Below are 19,397 nucleotides of genomic sequence, written 5' to 3'. Positions count from 1 at the left end.
TGATGTTAATTAGCCGACTAATATTCTGATAAATAATCAAGTATTAGTCGGTTTATTCGATTAGTTTCTCTAAATAGTTTTAATATTTGGTTGATTATAAAGTAGAGCGTAATATTTTTATAATATTAACCAGTAAGTTAGAAATAATAAAAATAGTTATTAAGTTTCTCGCAAGTCCACTGGTTTTCAATAATTCCAATCTTAAGGCCTATCAAGTATATTAACGGCCTCTTTTCCTCAGCTAATTAAGAGCCAAAACTGTTATGAATACAATCAATGTGGCATGTAGCCCGGGGGTCGCAATTTACTTTTCAGGAGAATTCCAGTGGGTAGATATTTGCGATGCGCAGCTTAACAATATTGCAGCCGTTGTCTTATCAGAACAAGATGCAAATCAAGGTCTGTGGAAAAGAGTTGTTGAGAGTAAATTGAATATCCCTTTGTTTGTAATTAGTGATCAACACCTTCCCGAAGGTTCTCAAAAACCACCATATTTAACCGCTATTTTATCTTCTGCGCTAACTGAACGTGGCGAGAATAGCCGCCAACTTTTAGAGGCGGCTAATGGTTATTTTGAACAGTTATTCCCACCATTTTTTGCCAGAATGATGGATTATGCAGCAGGCCATAATGTGACTTTTGCGTGCCCAGGACATCAAAGCGGACAATTTTTTCGCCGTCACCCAACGGGCGAGCAATTTTACCAATTTTATGGTGAAAATTTGTTTCGCACCGATTTGTGTAATGCGGATGTTGCAATGGGCGATTTGCTCATTCATGAAGGAGCTGCTAAAGAAGCTCAGAAATTTGCTGCACGTGTTTTTAATGCGGATAAAACCTATTTTGTGTTGAATGGCACTTCATCTTCTAACAAAGTTGTCCTCAATGCATTATTAACACCAGGTGATTTAGTCTTGTTTGATCGTAATAATCATAAATCTAATCATCATGGTGCCCTGATCCAAGCCGGTGCAACGCCAGTTTATCTCGAAACTGCGCGTAACCCGTTTGGTTTTATCGGAGGCATTGATGCGCATTGTTTTGAGGAAGATTATCTTCGTCAACTTATCAATGAAGTTAAGCCAGAAAAAAATGCACAAGAAAAACCATTTCGTTTAGCCGTGATCCAGCTTGGCACTTATGATGGAACGGTATATAACGCAAGGCAAGTAGTTGATAAAATTGGTCATTTGTGTGAATACATTTTGTTTGATTCAGCATGGGTTGGTTATGAGCAATTTATTCCAATGATGCGCCAATGTTCGCCATTGCTGTTGGAATTAAATGAAAATGACCCAGGGATCATGGTGACTCAATCTGTCCATAAACAGCTTGCAGGATTTTCACAAGCATCGCAGATCCATAAAAAAGATAATCATATTAAAGGACAAGCGCGTTTTGTTTCCCACAAAAAACTGAATAATGCTTTTATGATGCATGCTTCAACTAGTCCATTTTATCCGTTATTTGCTTCATTGGATGTTAATGCGCGTATGCATCAAGGTGATGCAGGTGAAATGATGTGGATGGCGTGTGTCAAACTTGGTATTGATGTGAGAAAAGAGATTTTAGAGTGTTGCCATTATTTCAAACCCTTTATACCTGAAAGGATAGAAGGTAAATTGTGGCAAGAATATCCGACAGAGCAAATTGCTGCGGACCAACGTTTTTTTAATTTTATTCCTCATGAACGTTGGCATGCTTTTGACGGTTATGCAGAAAACCAATATTTTGTTGATCCGTGTAAATTGATGTTAACCACACCCGGTATTGATGCTGAAAGTGGTGAATATGAATCTTTTGGTGTTCCAGCAACTATTTTGGCGCATTTTCTTCGTGAACATTCAATTATTCCCGAAAAGTGTGATTTAAATTCAATCTTGTTTTTATTAACACCCGCTGAAACGGCAGAAAAATTAAATTTACTGGTTAATCATCTTATACGCTTTGAAAAATTACTCGATGAAGATGCGTTATTAGAAGATGTATTACCTTCCGTATATCAGCGTTACCAAGCGCATTATCAAGGTTATACATTACGCCGTTTATGCCAAGAAATGCATCAACTCAGTGTGCAATATAATATTAAACAATTACAAAAAGAGATGTTCCGAAAAGAATATTTTCCAACAGTAAAAATGAATCCGCAACAAGCTCATATTGAATTTATTCGTGGCAATGTGGAGTTATTACCGTTGTCTGAGTTGGAAGGGCGTATTGCGGCTGAGGGCGCACTTCCTTATCCTCCCGGCGTATTATGTGTTGTGCCCGGTGAAGTTTGGGAAGGGCCTGTATTACGCTATTTTCAAGCATTAGAAGCTGGAATTAATCAATTACCCGGTTTCGCGCCTGAATTACAGGGTGTATATATTCCAAAAACAGAAGATGGGCAAAAGCGGGTTTATGCCCATGTTCTAAAATAGATTATCTTTATTTTTGAGAACCTAAACTCGATTATTTTTTAATGTATCCATAAATGATAGTTTGGGTTCTCTTGTGGTTTTATTTAAGGTTTGGTTTATCATCATATTTTTGCTTTAAAAATTAATCTAAATACAATAATTGATAGAATTTATTTAGTTATATGTCTAAATATTAACATTTTATCATTATATTTATGAGTTAAGATAATTTATGATGGGATTGATGATACCATTCTGGGATAAAATAGATTTAGGTAAATTAAAATGAATGGAAATACTCACTTCTTTGATGGTGTTATATATATATCTTGTACGCTGTTAAGTATGTTAATATCTTGGCTGTTTTTTGATATTCAAGCTGCGATGTGGGCTGCATTCTCAATTATTTATAATCACTATATTTTTTCAGCACATAAGGGATATAAAAACTTCTTTTACTCATTAAGTTGGGTCACGATTGTATTATTGGCAATGTATGTTGGTAATATTTTACAAGAAGGCATTCCTTTATACATATTATTATTTCTTTCTTCTATTATTTATTTTATTTATATCGATAGTTCACCTGTGATCACTATTTCTATGAAATATGTGATTATTATGTTGGCTGTAGGCGTGAGTTTTCAAAAACTGCCAATAAGTGATTTTTTAGGGTTTTACATAGGTTGCATTGTTTCTAATATTATTTATTATCTTTATAGTAAAAAGAGAAAAGTCGGCTTTTTTACCTTATTACGTAGATTAGAAAATCCATTAAAAAAATTAACAAAACATGTTTTATTCTTTGCATTACTCTATTTTATAGGTGTTTCTCTTACGGTTTATATTCCTAGATTATATATGTTTAACTTCCCATATTGGGCATTGTTAACGTTTGTATTGGTATTTACCTATGATTCAAAAAAATCATTGGTAATAACGCTGCAAAGAGTTGTTGGCAGTATTATTGCGGCATTATTAGTGTACTTTAGTTTTACCTCACTTCCTTCTCCAATGATTGGCTGGTTTTCGATTATCTTCTTCTCCTTCTTATTACCGATAAGTAATGGTAAAAATTATACTTTTGTGACCTTTGCGAATACTGGATTAACATTATCAATCATTGAACAAATGGAATATTTAGGAGACTTAAAATATAACATTTTATTTGATCGCGTGATTGAAACAGTCATTGGTTGTGTTGTTGCAGTATGTATTAGTTTCTTGATGGAATTGCACTTTTTCCGCCATCATAGAGAAGCGATTCAAGGAAAACATAGTTAATCGCAGATATTAAATAGAAAGAAGAGAGATTAATCATCTATTTTTGCGAGGAAGGTCAGGGCGTTATTGAGAATATACTTATAAAATAACAATATAAATTAATAAGTATTCCTCTAAAAATAACAAGGCTACATACATGACTAAAAAAATTATCCTCGATTGTGACCCAGGACATGATGATGCAATCGCGATGTTATTAGCGTATGGTAATCCTGACATTGAGTTACTTGCCGTTACCACAGTTGCGGGTAATCAAACACTAGAAAAAGTGACGCATAATGCCCTTGCTGTTGCTGAAATGGCGAATATTCGTGGTATTCCTTTTGCCGCTGGTGCTTCTCGCCCACTCGTACGTGAAGTTGAGGTTGCTCCTGATATTCATGGTGACTCTGGGTTAGATGGACCAAAGTTACCGACGCCAACATTAGCGCTCGAAAAGTGCCATGCTGTTGAATTAATTATTAAACTTATCATGTCACATCCTCCGAAAACCATCACATTAGTTCCAACAGGGGCGTTGACAAATATTGCATTAGCTGCGCGGTTAGAACCGCGAATTGTAGAACGGGTAAAAGAAGTTGTTCTAATGGGCGGTGGTTATCATGTCGGCAATTGGAGCCCAGTCGCTGAATTTAATATCAAAATAGATCCAGAAGCTGCACACATCGTTTTTAACGAAAAATGGCCGCTGACGATGGTTGGGTTAGATCTCACCCACCAAGCTTTAGCTACACCTGAAATTGTGGCGAATATTGCTGTAGTCGGTACAGATTGCTCACAATTTGTTGTCGAGTTACTTGATTTCTTTGGTAAAACATATAAACAAGCACAAGGTTTTGATGCGCCTCCGGTACACGATCCTTGCGCAGTTGCCTATGTTATCGACCCAACTGTAATGACAACTCAGAAAGTCCCTGTTGATATCGAGTTAACCGGTACTTTAACACTAGGCATGACCGTAGCTGATTTTCGTCATCCTGCCCCCGCTGATTGCCATACCCAAGTTGCTGTAAAACTTGATCATGGTAAGTTTTGGAAATTAGTTGTTAATGCATTAAAAAATATTGGCTAACTCGTAAAATCCTCAGATTGGGCTCTTGGGAGTCCAATCAAAATAATACTGATTATTCATCTTTAAGTTTCATTTCATTATTCTTCAATTATCCACCACACTGGATTTAAATAATGAAATGGCTCCGCTGTTTGTATTGTATGATGTTACAATACTTAGCTTAATTCGCTATTTTGCTTAGTCTCTCTTTTTAGAGACTAAAAACTCGTCTAAATTCAAAAGATTAACATGCAACAAAATACATCAGATCCAAAAAATACTGATGCTCAGGCAATATCGAGCTATAAAAACTTAAACCGCTTTTCCGTTGCGCCGATGCTCGACTGGACCGACCGCCATTGTCGTTATTTTCATCGCTTATTGACGAAAAATACGTTGCTTTATACCGAAATGGTGACTACGGGAGCCATTATTTATGGTAAAGGTGACTATCTTGCCTTTAGTGAAGAAGAACAGCCTGTTGCTTTGCAATTAGGGGGAAGTGATCCCGCAGCATTAGCTCAATGCGCAAAATTGGGGGAAGAACGAGGTTATGATGAGATCAACTTAAATGTAGGTTGTCCATCTGATCGCGTACAAAATGGCCGTTTTGGGGCATGTTTAATGGCTGATGCTCAGTTAGTTGCTGATTGTATTAAAGCAATGAAAGATGTGGTTTCTATTCCTGTGACGGTTAAGACTCGTATTGGTATTGATGAGCAAGATAGTTATGAGTTTCTGTGTGAATTTATTGACACTGTTGCAACCAAGGGGAATTGCGAAATGTTTATTATCCATGCTCGTAAAGCATGGCTTTCTGGTTTAAGCCCGAAAGAAAATCGCGAAATTCCTCCGTTAGATTACCCAAGAGTTTATCAACTTAAACGTGATTTCCCGCATTTAACCATGGCAATTAATGGTGGCGTGAAAACACTTGAAGAAGCAAAAGAACATTTACGCCATCTTGATGGTGTGATGGTGGGGCGGGAAGCCTATCAGAATCCTTCTATCTTAACCGCGGTTGATAATCAATTATTTGATGAACAACTTCCTGTCGTCAATGCGGTAGATGCTGTTCGTCAAATGTACCCTTATATTGAAAAAGAGTTATCACAAGGTGCTTATCTTGGACATATGACTCGTCATATGCTGGGGATATTTCAAGGGATCCCAGGCGCTCGTCAATGGCGACGCTATTTGAGTGAGAATGCACATAAAAAAGGGGCAGATTTAACTGTCGTTGAGCAAGCTCTGTCATTTGTGACGCAAGGCGAATAAAGTTTTTATGAAGGCGCCATTGTGGCGCCTCAGTATTCATTAAGGAATGAGCAGGCTGGAGCCTTGTGTTTTGCGTTGTTCTAAGAGGGTATGTGCTTTTTGTACCTCTTTCAGTGCAAAAACTTGCTGTTTTGGTACATCAACATTAATTTTACCGCTCAAAATCATATCAAATAGCGCTTGGCTCGCTTGGTCTAATTCAGCGCGATCACGGACATAAACACCTAATGAGGGGCGAGTGACATACAAGCCGCCTTTTTGATTGAGTATTCCTAGGTTAACACCTGTTACAGGGCCAGAAGCATTACCAAAGCTGACCATTAATCCACGTCGTTTTAATGAATCTAGTGATGCCAACCAAGTATCTTTTCCGACAGAATCATAGACAACATTGACTTTCTCGCCATTGGTTAACGTGTTGACGCGCTGTGCTATATCTTCATTTTTATAGTTGATGATTTCCCATGCTCCCGCGGCTTTTGCTCGTTCCGCTTTTTCTGGGCTACCAACAGTACCAATCATCTTCGCACCAAGTGCTTTTGCCCACTGGCAAGCGATTAAACCAACGCCACCCGCAGCTGCGTGAAATAAGAACACTTCGTCACGTTTGATTTGATAAGTTTGGTTTAATAGGTAGTAAACCGTCATACCTTTTAGACCGCAAGCCGCGGCCTGCTCAAAAGAGATCCCATCAGGTAAATGAGCAACGGCTTGTTCCGGTACATTGTGAACTTCACTATAAGCACCAAGCGGGCTTTGTGCATACATCACGCGGTCACCAGGACGAAAACCAGTCACATTAGCACCTGTTTTCACGACAATTCCTGCGGCTTCAGTTCCAAGTCCTGAAGGCAGGCTGGCTACAGGGTATAGTCCGCTGCGGACATAAGTATCAATATAATTGATACCAATAGCATGGTTTTCTATCTGAATTTCGTTGTCGGCAGGTTGTTTAAGATCATAATCAGTGTAAGTCAGAACTTCTGGGCCGCCGTATTGTGCAAATTCAATGCGTTTTACCATGATAATCTCCGATAAATTTGATACCCAAAATAGGGGGGAAATTGTGCTCGATATCAAGCGAAGGTTTGCATTCACCATATCAATCAATTGGTCATAACGCTATGCCTTGTTGGTGATAATAAGTTGTTTGTTGAGTACATTTAGATTTCTATTCATATTGCCGTTGAGTGACTATCAAAGAAAACCTCCCCCAATACTAACTTTGGCGTATACTAATGCGCGAGTTAATAATGGATGTGGATAATTAAAGTATGGCTAAAAAATACCCTTCAGATAGCAAAAGTAATGTACCGCGCGATCACCAAATGGAAGGATTAAAACTTCCTCCTCATTCTATCGAAGCGGAGCAATCTGTATTAGGAGGGTTGATGCTTGATAATGAGCGTTGGGACACCGTTTCTGAACGTGTTACCCATGCTGATTTTTATAGCCGTCCACATCGAACTATTTTTGCTCAAATGCAGCTATTGCTTGAGCAGGGTAAACCTATCGACTTAATTACGTTGTCAGAATCACTAGAACAACAAGGTGAGTTAGATGGCGTGGGTGGGTTTGCGTATCTTGCTGAGTTATCAAAAAATACGCCAAGTGCGGCGAATATAAATGCTTATGCAGATATTGTCCGTGAACGTGCAGTCGTACGAGATATGATTTCTGTTGCGAATGAGATAGCGGATGCAGGTTATGATCCCCAAGGTCGCAATAGTGAAGATTTGCTTGATTTCGCTGAGACAAAAGTATTCCAAATTGCTGAATCTAGGGCGAATAAAGATGAAGGCCCAAAAGATATAGAAGCGGTTTTATCGGAAACTATCGAAAAGATAGAGAAGCTATATCAGCAGCCTCATGATGGGGTAACGGGTGTTTCGACTGGATATCAAGACTTAGATAAGAAAACGGCTGGGTTACAAGGTTCTGATCTGATTATTGTTGCTGCTCGTCCATCAATGGGGAAAACAACCTTTGCGATGAACTTATGTGAAAATGCGGCGATGACGGAAGAAAAGCCGGTATTGATTTTCAGTTTAGAGATGCCAGGAAGCCAAATTATGATGCGTATGTTGGCTTCATTATCTCGCGTTGACCAAACGCGGATCCGGACTGGACAGCTAGATGATGAAGATTGGGCGCGTATTTCCAGCACAATGGGCATTTTGTCTGAAAAACGGAATATGTATATTGATGATTCATCAGGATTAACACCAACAGAAGTTCGCTCGCGTGCACGCCGTATTTATCGCGAACATGGTGGTTTAAGTTTGATCATGATTGACTACTTGCAGTTAATGCGAGTTCCCGCCTTGTCTGATAACCGTACACTGGAAATTGCAGAAATTTCTCGCTCACTGAAAGCCTTGGCTAAAGAGCTGAATGTGCCAGTTGTTGCGTTATCACAGCTTAACCGTAGCCTTGAGCAGCGTGCAGATAAAAAACCTGTTAACTCGGATTTACGTGAATCGGGCTCTATTGAGCAAGATGCTGACCTTATTATGTTTATTTATCGTGATGAAGTGTATAACGATAATAGTGATAAAAAAGGTATTGCAGAGATTATTATTGGTAAACAACGTAACGGACCAATCGGTACTGTTCGGCTGACCTTTAATGGGCAGTGGTCACGCTTTGATAACTATGCTGGACCTGCTTATGATGAGGAATAGGATCCCAATAATATTTGACACGAAGCTAATATTTATTGTGCTAGTTCAAGGTGTTATCTGAATATTAAACAGATAACTTTAGGTATATAGTTACCATCAACAGATAATCCGAGAAAGAGAATAGAGGTTTATTAAATAATCATGAAAGCGGCAACCGCATTAATTAATCGCCGCGCTCTGCGACACAATCTGCAACGCGTTAGAGAATTAGCTCCGCACAGCCGTCTCATTGCAATTGTAAAAGCAAACGCTTATGGCCACGGGCTTACAGAAGTCAGTCATTCGATTAAAGATCTTGTTGATGGTTTTGGTGTTGCTCGTCTTAAAGAAGCGCTCGCCCTAAGAGAAAGAGGGATAACGGCACCGATTGTGCTGCTCGAGGGCTTTTTTGAGCAGATGGATCTGTCTATTTTAGTTGAACATAAGATTGATACTGTTATTCATTGTGTCGAACAACTAGAAATGCTGGAATCAACCCAGCTTGCTGAACCTATTAAAGTTTGGATGAAGCTCGATACTGGAATGCATCGATTAGGTGTCTTACCCCAAGATGCACAAAGCTTTTATCAACGTTTACAATCCTGTTCTAATGTTAAACAACCTATCAATATTGTTAGTCATTTTTGCCAAGCAGATGAACCTGAGTTAGCAACCACTGCTAATCAATTAGCCTGCTTCCAGCAATTTATTGCTGACAAACCGGGTGAAAAATCGATTTCAGCGTCTGCGGGTATTCTATTATGGCCAGAAGCTCACTTTGATTGGGTTAGACCAGGTATTGTGATGTACGGCGCTTCTCCGCAAGAAGGTAAATCAGCACAAGAATTTGGCTTAAAAAGTGTGATGACACTGAAATCAACTTTAATTGCTGTCAGAGAGCATGCCGCAGGGCAATGTGTGGGTTATGGGGCAACTTGGTGTAGTGGGCAAAATACACGGCTTGGTGTTGTCGCCATAGGATACGGAGATGGTTATCCGCGCAGTGCGCCATCAGGAACACCAGTCCTCATTAATGGGCGAAAAGTGCCTATTGTTGGGCGAGTTTCTATGGATATGATCACCGTGGATTTAGGGCCGAATGCCACAGATAAAGTTGGTGATGAAGTTATTTTATGGGGTAAAGCTCTACCAGTTGAAGAAATCGCCATGCAAACGGGCATTATCAATTATGAATTACTCACAAAACTGACTTCAAGAGTGATTATGGAATATATAGACGAATAGCTAACAAAGAGTTACCTTCTTAACGTTAACCAAGATAGATCCGATATAATTCAATGAGCTGTATTAAAATGCGTTTCAATGTTGCTTGAAATATATGGGAATAAAATAATTATTAGGGAGATATTCAGTGTACCAACATGTTGATCCATATCCTGGCGACCCAATTTTATCGCTAATGGATGAATTTAATAAAGATACTCGCAAAAACAAAATTAATTTGAGTATTGGCTTGTACTATGATGCTGATGGCAAAACACCAGAATTACTAACAGTTGGCAATGCAAAAGCAAAATTAAGCCAATTACCTTCCAGCGCATCACTCTACTTGCCTATGGAAGGTTTGAAGGATTATCGCCTAGAAATTCAGAAATTATTATTTGGGGAAGATTGCCCTTTAATCGCACAAGAACGTATTGCAACAGTACAAACAATAGGAGGTTCTGGTGCATTGAAATTAGGTGCAGATTTCCTCCATAACTATTTCCCTCATTCAGAAGTCTGGTGCAGTGACCCAACTTGGGAAAATCATGCCTCTATTTTTGCTGGAGCAGGTACTAAAGTCCATTATTACCCTTACTTCGATGAAAAAACGAAAGGGGTAAAATTTGATGAGATGCTGGCAACATTTAATAAATTGCCTGAAAATAGCATTATTCTTATGCACCCTTGCTGTCATAATCCAACCGGTTCGGACTTAACACCGCAACAGTGGGATGAAGTGACCAAAGTTGCCAAAGAGAGAAAATTAATTCCATTTTTAGATATCGCTTATCAAGGATTTGCAGAAGGCATTAATGAAGATGCTTATGCCATTAGAACGATGGCGAAAGCGGGTTTACCTATCATGGTAAGTAACTCTTTTTCTAAAATTTTTGGTATCTATGGTGAGCGAGCGGGTGGTTTATCTGTTATCTGTGCAAACCAAGATGAACGGGATTGCGTATTAGGTCAGTTAAAAGCAGGTGTACGCCGTTTATATTCAAGTCCTCCATCAAATGGCGCTAAAATTGTTGCACAAGTCCTTACTGATGCTGAGCAAAAATCACAATGGTTGCAAGAAGTTGAAGAGATGCGTTTACGTATCTTAGAAATGAGAACGGTATTAGTTGATGAGCTGAAAAAAGCGCTGCCAGAGAAAAATTTTGATCACTTGCTAAAACAGCGTGGAATGTTCAGCTATACGGGCTTTACTCAAGAACAAGTAGATCGCTTGAAAGATGAATTTGCGGTTTACTTGGTTGGTACAGGGCGGGTTTGTATGGCCGGCGTTAACCGCCATAATGTTCAGCGTATTGTTGAAGCATTCGCAGCTGTGAACCAATAATTGATATAGTAAAATGATAAAATAATAAAAAACGCAGACAAAGTGCTGCGTTTTTTATTGGTATTCTAATGAGTTAGTTGTGACTAATCATCAACCTAGTAACCCCGTTCTAAAATAGGTTTTAAGAAACGGGCCGTGTGTGATTTTTCACATTCTGCAACTTTTTCAGGTGTACCGGAAATTAAAATTTCACCGCCACCACTACCACCTTCAGGACCTAAATCAACAATCCAATCCGCTGTTTTGATTACATCAAGATTATGCTCAATGACAACAATGGTATTTCCTTGGTCACGTAATTGATGTAATACCTTCAATAGTTGCTGAATATCTGCGAAATGTAGACCTGTGGTTGGTTCATCAAGAATATAGAGAGTTTGACCCGTTCCGCGTTTAGATAATTCACGCGCCAGTTTAACCCGCTGTGCTTCACCACCGGATAATGTAGTGGCAGATTGCCCTAAACGAATATAGGAAAGCCCTACATCAATCAAAGTTTGCAGCTTACGCGCCAGCGCAGGCACCGCATCAAAAAATTCACGAGCTTCTTCAATGGTCATATCCAGCACTTCATGAATATTTTTACTTTTGTACTTTATTTCTAACGTTTCTCTGTTATAGCGCTTACCTTTACATTGATCGCAAGGAACATACACATCAGGCAAAAAGTGCATTTCTACTTTGATAACACCATCACCTTGGCAAGCTTCACAGCGTCCACCTTTGACGTTGAAGCTAAAACGGCCTGGATTGTAGCCGCGAGTACGTGATTCGGGCACACCAGCAAATAGCTCACGAATTGGGGTAAAGACACCCGTATAAGTTGCAGGGTTAGAACGCGGTGTGCGCCCAATAGGGCTTTGGTCAATATCAATCACTTTATCAAAGTGTTCTAGCCCTTCGACTTCTAAATAAGGTGCTGGCGTGATGGTTGTTGCACCATTTAATTGTCTTTGCGCGATCGGGAACAAGGTGTCATTGATCAAAGTTGATTTGCCTGATCCTGAAACGCCAGTAATACAGGTAAATAAACCAACAGGCAGAGTTAAAGTGACATTTTTTAAATTATTGCCTTTTGCGCCAATAATTTTGAGCACTTTATCTTTATCAACAGGTATCCGCTGTTTTGGAATATCAATCCGACGTTCACCACTTAAGAATTTACCGGTTAGTGATTCTGGGTTTGAGACAATATCTTCTAATGTGCCTTGGGCGACAATTTGCCCACCATGAACACCGGCACCAGGTCCAATATCAATAATATGATCTGCTGCACGTATCGCATCTTCATCATGCTCAACAACAATCACAGTATTACCGAGGTCACGCAGATGAATTAAGGTTTCTAATAAACGATCATTATCGCGTTGATGTAAGCCAATTGATGGTTCATCAAGAACATACATCACACCAACAAGACCTGCACCAATTTGGCTTGCAAGACGAATACGTTGCGCCTCACCACCAGACAAAGTATCGGCAGAGCGAGAAAGAGTTAAGTAATTAAGGCCGACATTCACTAAAAATTTCAAGCGATCGCCAATTTCTTTTAGTACTTTTTCTGCTATTTGCGCCCGTTGACCACTAAGTTTTAAATTTTGGAAAAATTCCATAGCATGACCAATACTGTAGTCAGCAATTTCAGGCAATGTCGTATTTTCAACAAAAACATAGCGTGCTTCTTTGCGTAAGCGGGTACCGTGGCATGAAACACAAGGTCGGTTACTAATATATTTGGCGAGTTCTTCACGTACGGCGGTAGATTCCGTCTCTTTATAACGCCGTTCCATGTTATTCAGAACGCCTTCAAAAGGGTGATGGCGGATAGTAATATCACCGCGGTCATTACGGTATTTAAATTCAATGGTTTCCTTGCCGGACCCGTAAAGAATCACTTTTTGAATGTCTGGGCTGAGTGAATCATAAGGTGCTTCAACATCAAATTTATAATGTTCAGCCAATGACATCAGCATTTGAAAATAGTAAAAATTGCGGCGATCCCAACCACGAATTGCGCCACCTGCAAGTGAAATCTCAGTACTTTGGATGACTCTTTCAGGATCAAAAAATTGTTGTACGCCAAGTCCATCACAACTTGGGCAGGCTCCGGCTGGGTTATTGAAGGAAAATAAGCGCGGCTCCAATTCCACCATGCTATAACCACAGACAGGGCAGGCAAAGTTTGCTGAAAAAATAAGTTCTTCAGCATTTGGATCATCCATATCAGCAACAACAGCTGTCCCACCAGAAAGATCGAGTGCGGTTTCAAAAGATTCAGCTAAGCGTTGAGCAATATCATCGCGAATTTTAAAACGATCCACGACAACTTCAATGGTATGTTTCTTTTGTAGTTCGAGAGTTGGTGGATCAGACAGATCACAGACTTCTCCGTCAATACGCGCACGAATGTAGCCTTGGGATGCCAAGTTATCTAATAATTTAACATGTTCACCCTTCCGATCTTTCACGACAGGTGCGAGTAGCATCATGCGGCGATCTGTCGGCTGCGCTAAAACATTATCGACCATTTGGCTGACAGTTTGTGCCGCAAGGGGAATATCGTGATCAGGACAACGTGGTTCACCAACCCGGGCAAATAGGAGCCTTAAATAATCATGAATTTCGGTAATTGTTCCAACTGTCGATCTTGGGTTGTGTGATGTTGATTTTTGTTCAATCGAAATAGCCGGCGATAACCCTTCGATATGATCAACATCAGGCTTTTCCATCAAAGATAGAAATTGCCTTGCGTAAGCAGATAAGGATTCGACATAACGGCGCTGCCCTTCCGCGTACAATGTATCAAAAGCAAGTGATGACTTTCCTGATCCTGACAAACCCGTAATGACTATCAGCTTGTCGCGGGGGATGATGAGATTGATGTTTTTCAGATTATGGGTGCGGGCACCGCGTACTTCGATATTATCCATTTACCACTTCCCGGATGATTTGATAGTGAACAATCATAAGCCAAACATTATCGCACAACTTCGACTGAATGAATATACAGTGTTTTATGAAAAAGTATTTTCGCGAGCTGTCGAAATTGATTAAGATGGCAGAAATAAAATTTTCAAAGCGATTCTCATAAATTTTTTCAAAACCACTCGCAAATTGAAGAAGCAATTTTCAATTTCATCTGCAATACATAGGCAATGTAAGTCGACCGTGCTAAACTTCACGGTCAATACAGTGATTAAAATTTAATGCATCAGGAGTATTTAAATGGCCAGCAGAGGCGTAAATAAAGTAATTCTTATCGGTAACTTAGGGCAAGATCCTGAAATCCGTTACATGCCTAACGGTGGTGCAGTTGCAAACCTAACTCTGGCAACTTCTGAAAGCTGGCGCGATAAACAAACTGGCGAAATGCGTGAAAAAACCGAATGGCACCGTGTTGTGATTTTCGGGAAATTAGCGGAAGTTGCTGGCGAATACCTGAAAAAAGGTTCTCAAGTTTACATTGAAGGTTCTTTGCAAACTCGTAAGTGGCAAGACCAAAGTGGTCAAGACCGCTACACCACAGAAGTTGTTGTTAATATTGGTGGCTCAATGCAAATGTTGGGTGGCCGCGGTGGTGATTCTTCAGGTCAAAGCCAAGGTAGCGGCCAAGGCGGCTGGGGTCAACCTCAACAACCTGCTGCATCACAACAATTCAGTGGCGGCGGTGCGCCAGCACGTTCACAAGCACCTGCACCACAAAATAATGAACCACCAATCGACTTCGATGATGATATCCCGTTCTAGCAATTATCTGAGGCCTATTTTTGTTAAGTTTGATTATTTAAATTAAATATAACAAAGGTTTGGGATAAAAGTTTACAGTGAGTCTTGCAACTTCTGTAAACTTTTTTTATGCTATTTTTTAGTAGGTTTAAGGACAGAATGAAGACAAAAGTATTTCAAATGGCGACTTGAACTTATCAATAAAAATCAGAAATGATCTACGCTAGTTACCGTTCAATACACATTTAAATTACATTCATCTTCAGAGGTTTTCGTGCTATATTCAACTGGTTAAAGTGCATTGGCATGAAGGCGGTAGCGGCATCTGCTTGGCCTATAGCGTAGAAACATCATCGCCAATAAGCATAGAGTTAGAAGCATGTATACTTGGAAGTTCAAATCTTCCTGAAACAACAACCATCCGTAAGGATAAAACAACAGTTCTGAAAACACCAACTAAGAGGAATAAGCCTATGAATAATAGCCTGAAAACCAAAATGTTGCGTTGGGTCAAGGCGACCGTTATTGCTGTTTCAATGGGGTTATCTGGTTCACCCAGCCTTCAACCCAATGCACTTTAATTTACCTCAGTTAAATTAGTTCCTCGGTTCATCTTCTCTATTTAGTTCAGCTCATCTCTGATTCAATCTATTCCGTGCTATGATGCTTTTGTCCAGATATGTGCTAGAGCCGATCACTGCAAACACATCCTTGGCCCAAAACACACATTACGGTAAAGGTGCCACGTTTGGATTGGCGTTTCTGCCTTACAATAGTTTATGGTTTCGCAACAGAAAAATGATACCGTGAAATCATTTTATGGTAGATATAATAATCTGAATTTGCTATAAATGAGCTGGGGCTACCGCCTACTGCCAACAACAAATGCAACAATTACAGCTTGTAAATGGTTTGCAAGAGTTGTCAGTGACTATCACTGTCGCAGATATGCGAGGTGGCTAACATGAAACCGAAAGTTGTCAATGTTAGAAAATATCAACGCTATCGCCTAGGAAAATGGGAAGATGTTTGTCAACATCTTCGTTCACTCCCTAGACGATAGGTGTCATCGGTAGCCCCACCAAGCTTCAATTAAGCAGACTCTGCTTCTGCATCAATCTTAGTCGTGCTTTCAATCCCCATCATACTGTTGTAGTGTTCTTCGAAACCAGTTTTTACAAATATCTGTTTGAATTTTTCAATGTACCTTTCAGCATTGATTCTTTCAAAGTCTACTAGGTTAATCGAATCAGAATGAGACTCTCTATTTATGTACCTAAACAAAGGCTTAAAATCTGACTCTGTTTGACCTAATTGCTCCAATGTTTGCTTTAGTGACTCTTTCTTATGAACAAAATTGAAGTAGTGCTCCAGTATATTTCTTATCGCGTTGGGTAGCATGTGTGCGTAGCTTGGATTAGAAGTACTGTCTTTGACGACTTGCCAATACATTTGGTAATCATTTTGAAGTTCATCCCTCTTTAAATCATAAACGAGGCTAAACTGTGATTTGGCAACTCTATACAGTTTATATCCAGCAGGGCATTTGTTAGATGCGTTCTTGAGCATTAATAATTCGTGGAAAAAGAATAGGTTATGCGTCAGTAGGAAGACTTGTTTGAAGTTTTCACTAAAGACTTTGTGATGTATCAGGGCTGCAATATCATAGACGTAGTTGTGTGACAAGCTAGAAATAGGATCATCAATTACAACGATTCGGTTGTTCAGCAAAACAGGAGAGGATTCGTTTGTTGAACCTGAAGCACACTCTAGGAAGTAAAGAAAGCTAATGAGTGTTTTTTCTCCTTCACTAAGGGTGTTATATACGTCAGCACTTTCACCTGTAGGGCGGGCAATTTTGTAACGTTGCTGATCGTTTGCTGCTTTAACAATTTTAAAACTGTGTATACCTAGCTCAACCAGTTGTTGATTGATATTGTTTATCGACGAATCAATGTTAGTTATTTTTTTCTGGTTTTCAGTAATGATAATTCTTTGAGCAATCTCTTGGCTACGAAACAGCCCGATTTCATCGGATAGTTTTTCTATTTCAGCTTGAAGGTCGTTAACCTTTTCATCTGAAGCTGCGATGAGAGCGCTAAACTGCTCATTCAGGATCACCCAAAACTCCGAATCTATTCTATTCAAATGGCTTTTTTTGTTTCTGACCCTATCATTGAATAGATCTATATCTCTTTGTATTTTGTCTATCGCAGTATTAACATCTGCCACTAGAGTGCTCGTATCGGTAAGCGTAACCACCGTACTCGGGTTGCTGATTTTAAGATCAATTTGAGACAAGTTAGCTGATAACTTTTCAAGCAGTAGATCTCTCTTGTCTACGAAGCCATATGTAACTACACCATCTTCAAAAGCGTATACTGGAGCCGATAATTTGCTCTTAATATCGTTAACTAAAGCTCTGTAGCTGCTAGATAACCCTTCTATCTGGCTGACTTTTTGGGAATATGTCTCGTCAAATAGTTGATTGATCGCTTCAGTAATCGATGAGCTTAACTCTTGCTGGCAAAAAGGACACGGATTATCGGGTTTCATATATCCCAGACCTGATTTTACCCAGTCAGAATTGCCTAGTTTTTCGACTAAGTCGGATAGATATGAATCCTTAGATCCCACAATAATTTGAGTTAAAATCGGAGCATTTTCAAAGTTACTGACATCAAGGCTAATCTTGGGTACGTTTGGACGTAGACTACCGTCTTGCCCTGTTAACTCACGAGCCTCTTTTCGCAGAGATTCAATTGTAGATGTGACACTTCCACTACTTGATCTGACCTTGTTCAGAAAGCCAACTTTGTTTCTCCGTAATCCTTCTAGACAAAAATCTAGTGCGCCATTTTCATATGTGGTTTTTGCTTTCCAGACAGATTCCTTTAGTAAAGTCTCTTCATTTTCTATGTCACTTTGCTTGCGACTTATCTTTGTTTTGGAAACCTCGATACTTTGGTGTAGGCGAGCTATTTTTTCTGTTGCTTCTTCGATTGCTTGTTCGGCTTCTTTGTTTTCTTCGCTCAGAGTGAATACCCCCTGAAAGTCAGGAATTTCATAGAAGTTGCCACGTATAAATTCTTGATTGTAAACAAAGATATCTTCAACCAACTCACGAGGTTGAATGGAACAGTTTCGATATTCGGGTAATTCAGGAGAATGTAAAAATTTACCTATTGTGGACTTACCAGAACCATTTAAACCATAGAATAGGTTTATCTTCTTGTTGTCAGTTTGAATAACCACTGGCGAAGTTGGTGAGTAACTAGCTACACCTTTTAATATTATGGTGTTAATCATTTTTTAGCTCTTGTACAATTTAGTGAATAGTTGCAGTCAATTGCATTCTTATACTTCCCATTTAGAAAAGCAGTGACGTAGATCAGTTCCTGTGACTTTGGGCACTTACACTAAGCACTAAGATGATCGCAGTACTTAATCTAATCCATAACTTACTAATTAAGTAAATCGTATAGCTCACTTTCGCCATATTATTGGTTAGAACAGGCATCTCTTCTTACCTAATACTTTATTTACTCACCATTTGACCAAATTTTGTTTATGCATGGATGTGTCTACAGAGTCGAGGAACAAGCCCGCCCCCTTCCCATTTCAATAGGCATTAAACGCTACTTTTGAGAATCCTAGATATATGTTTAGAGAAATAAGTGTAGTTACTCATACACGATTAGAATGGTATCATTGCATACAAGATAGCTTGATGTATTTTTATAAAGTTTTATTGGTTTTCGTGACTTTTTAACGAAATTCTTTACCGTTTTAGTTGTTGTTGGTTTTTATTTTTTATTTAACAATGGCTTAATAGGCAATCCATTTTAACAAGGTAACCATAACCGTTCTAAGATAGAGCAGGGTTATATTTAGTTGAGTATTATTATTTAGATAACAACTTGAATCTAATAAAATAATACTAACGATATAAGAAATGAATAATAAACCTCTTTATGGCAATAAGCTGTAAAGGGGTTTTTATTTTTTAGGGTATAAATTGATTTGTTGACGCCATACTTTAACGGGCAATCTTTTTATCTTATTGACCTTTCATTTATTTTGCATATTTGAATAAAGTAAGAATAATTAACTAAAAAAATTTGACGTGATATTAATCACGTTTTTACTTTGATAGCGATAAAAATAGAAAAAATGATTGTTATTAGTAAAAAAATATGTTTTCTTAAAAACACTTACACAAAATAATGATTAATAATTTAACGCATTCAAACAGACAGGATAAACCCGTGAACATGACTCTTCATCATTCAAACCTACTACTAACCGCGCCACGTGCCGCGGTGGTCGTGCGTGTGGTGGTGGTCGTGGGCTTAGCGCCGTAACGGGTACAAATCAACGCAGATTAGAACCCCGCCGGCGCAAACCGAGCGGGGTTTTTTTAT

13 protein-coding genes are annotated in these 19,397 nt (G+C 39.1%); 10 read left to right on the top strand and 3 right to left on the bottom strand.

Features of this window, described 5'->3' with window-relative positions; genetic code table 11:
• The first annotated feature begins 263 nt into the window (after positions 1–263).
• From OO7_RS15660 to dusA, 4 genes are all read left to right on the top strand, one after another.
• Positions 264–2,423: an ornithine decarboxylase gene (locus OO7_RS15660; RefSeq protein WP_008916914.1), complete on the top strand. Its 2,160-nt coding sequence runs from the start codon at positions 264–266 to the stop codon at positions 2,421–2,423.
• Between the two features lie 264 nt (positions 2,424–2,687).
• Entirely contained in the window at positions 2,688–3,686 is a 999-nt protein-coding gene (locus tag OO7_RS15655; RefSeq protein WP_008916913.1) for an FUSC family protein, read from the top strand.
• 136 nt (positions 3,687–3,822) lie between these two features.
• Positions 3,823–4,758, top strand: a complete 936-nt coding sequence (gene uriH, locus OO7_RS15650) for a uridine-preferring nucleoside hydrolase UriH (protein ID WP_008916912.1) — start codon at positions 3,823–3,825, stop codon at positions 4,756–4,758.
• Between the two features lie 228 nt (positions 4,759–4,986).
• A complete protein-coding gene (dusA, locus tag OO7_RS15645) occupies positions 4,987–6,015 on the top strand; it encodes a tRNA dihydrouridine(20/20a) synthase DusA (RefSeq protein WP_008916911.1) in 1,029 nt (342 codons plus the stop codon).
• A gap of 39 nt (positions 6,016–6,054) precedes the next feature.
• On the opposite strand, the gene OO7_RS15640 is transcribed toward dusA, so the two are convergent.
• Positions 6,055–7,038, bottom strand: coding sequence for a quinone oxidoreductase (locus tag OO7_RS15640; protein ID WP_008916910.1), 984 nt, complete (start codon positions 7,036–7,038; stop codon positions 6,055–6,057).
• 251 nt (positions 7,039–7,289) lie between these two features.
• Here OO7_RS15640 and dnaB point away from each other — a divergent pair, with 251 nt between their 5' ends.
• From dnaB to OO7_RS15625, 3 genes are all read left to right on the top strand, one after another.
• The gene (gene dnaB / locus OO7_RS15635; protein ID WP_008916909.1) at positions 7,290–8,699 is read left to right on the top strand and encodes a replicative DNA helicase; all 1,410 of its coding nucleotides are present in this window, start codon (positions 7,290–7,292) and stop codon (positions 8,697–8,699) included.
• Positions 8,700–8,840: 141 nt separating this feature from the next.
• Positions 8,841–9,923: an alanine racemase gene (gene alr / locus OO7_RS15630; RefSeq protein ID WP_008916908.1), complete on the top strand. Its 1,083-nt coding sequence runs from the start codon at positions 8,841–8,843 to the stop codon at positions 9,921–9,923.
• Positions 9,924–10,050: 127 nt separating this feature from the next.
• Complete coding sequence (locus OO7_RS15625) at positions 10,051–11,247, top strand: amino acid aminotransferase (protein ID WP_008916907.1); 1,197 nt, start codon at positions 10,051–10,053, stop codon at positions 11,245–11,247.
• A gap of 95 nt (positions 11,248–11,342) precedes the next feature.
• On the opposite strand, the gene uvrA is transcribed toward OO7_RS15625, so the two are convergent.
• Complete coding sequence (uvrA, locus tag OO7_RS15620) at positions 11,343–14,177, bottom strand: excinuclease ABC subunit UvrA (protein WP_008916906.1); 2,835 nt, start codon at positions 14,175–14,177, stop codon at positions 11,343–11,345.
• A gap of 295 nt (positions 14,178–14,472) precedes the next feature.
• On the opposite strand from uvrA, the gene OO7_RS15615 reads away from it, so the two are divergent.
• Together OO7_RS15615 and OO7_RS16900 are read left to right on the top strand one after the other, a co-directional pair.
• On the top strand, positions 14,473–14,994 hold the full coding sequence (locus OO7_RS15615; protein WP_008916905.1) for a single-stranded DNA-binding protein: 522 nt from the start codon (positions 14,473–14,475) through the stop codon (positions 14,992–14,994).
• A 275-nt stretch (positions 14,995–15,269) separates the two neighbouring features.
• Complete coding sequence (locus OO7_RS16900) at positions 15,270–15,554, top strand: hypothetical protein (protein WP_156823158.1); 285 nt, start codon at positions 15,270–15,272, stop codon at positions 15,552–15,554.
• A gap of 511 nt (positions 15,555–16,065) precedes the next feature.
• Here the strand turns inward: OO7_RS16900 and OO7_RS15610 are convergent.
• A complete protein-coding gene (locus OO7_RS15610) occupies positions 16,066–18,282 on the bottom strand; it encodes an AAA family ATPase (RefSeq protein WP_008916904.1) in 2,217 nt (738 codons plus the stop codon).
• A 917-nt stretch (positions 18,283–19,199) separates the two neighbouring features.
• On the opposite strand from OO7_RS15610, the gene ivbL reads away from it, so the two are divergent.
• A complete protein-coding gene (gene ivbL / locus OO7_RS16895) occupies positions 19,200–19,337 on the top strand; it encodes an ilvB operon leader peptide IvbL (protein WP_419177233.1) in 138 nt (45 codons plus the stop codon).
• The last annotated feature ends 60 nt before the right edge of the window (positions 19,338–19,397 follow it).

It is taken from the genome of Providencia sneebia DSM 19967 (genome assembly GCF_000314895.2).
Lineage (GTDB): Bacteria > Pseudomonadota > Gammaproteobacteria > Enterobacterales > Enterobacteriaceae > Providencia > Providencia sneebia.
Note: the sequence above shows the minus strand (reverse complement) of the source record. Positions and strands in the feature narration are given on the sequence as shown.

Excerpts from the sequence above, each read along its gene's own strand:
- OO7_RS15660 (WP_008916914.1), top strand. The coding sequence starts at position 264 with ATGAATACAATCAATGTGGCATGTAGCCCGGGGGTCGCAATTTACTTT.
- OO7_RS15655 (WP_008916913.1), top strand. The coding sequence starts at position 2,688 with ATGAATGGAAATACTCACTTCTTTGATGGTGTTATATATATATCTTGT.
- uriH (WP_008916912.1), top strand. The coding sequence starts at position 3,823 with ATGACTAAAAAAATTATCCTCGATTGTGACCCAGGACATGATGATGCA.
- dusA (WP_008916911.1), top strand. The coding sequence starts at position 4,987 with ATGCAACAAAATACATCAGATCCAAAAAATACTGATGCTCAGGCAATA.
- OO7_RS15640 (WP_008916910.1), bottom strand. The coding sequence starts at position 7,038 with ATGGTAAAACGCATTGAATTTGCACAATACGGCGGCCCAGAAGTTCTG.
- dnaB (WP_008916909.1), top strand. The coding sequence starts at position 7,290 with ATGGCTAAAAAATACCCTTCAGATAGCAAAAGTAATGTACCGCGCGAT.
- alr (WP_008916908.1), top strand. The coding sequence starts at position 8,841 with ATGAAAGCGGCAACCGCATTAATTAATCGCCGCGCTCTGCGACACAAT.
- uvrA (WP_008916906.1), bottom strand. The coding sequence starts at position 14,177 with ATGGATAATATCGAAGTACGCGGTGCCCGCACCCATAATCTGAAAAAC.
- OO7_RS15615 (WP_008916905.1), top strand. The coding sequence starts at position 14,473 with ATGGCCAGCAGAGGCGTAAATAAAGTAATTCTTATCGGTAACTTAGGG.
- OO7_RS15610 (WP_008916904.1), bottom strand. The coding sequence starts at position 18,282 with ATGATTAACACCATAATATTAAAAGGTGTAGCTAGTTACTCACCAACT.
- ivbL (WP_419177233.1), top strand. The coding sequence starts at position 19,200 with ATGATTAATAATTTAACGCATTCAAACAGACAGGATAAACCCGTGAAC.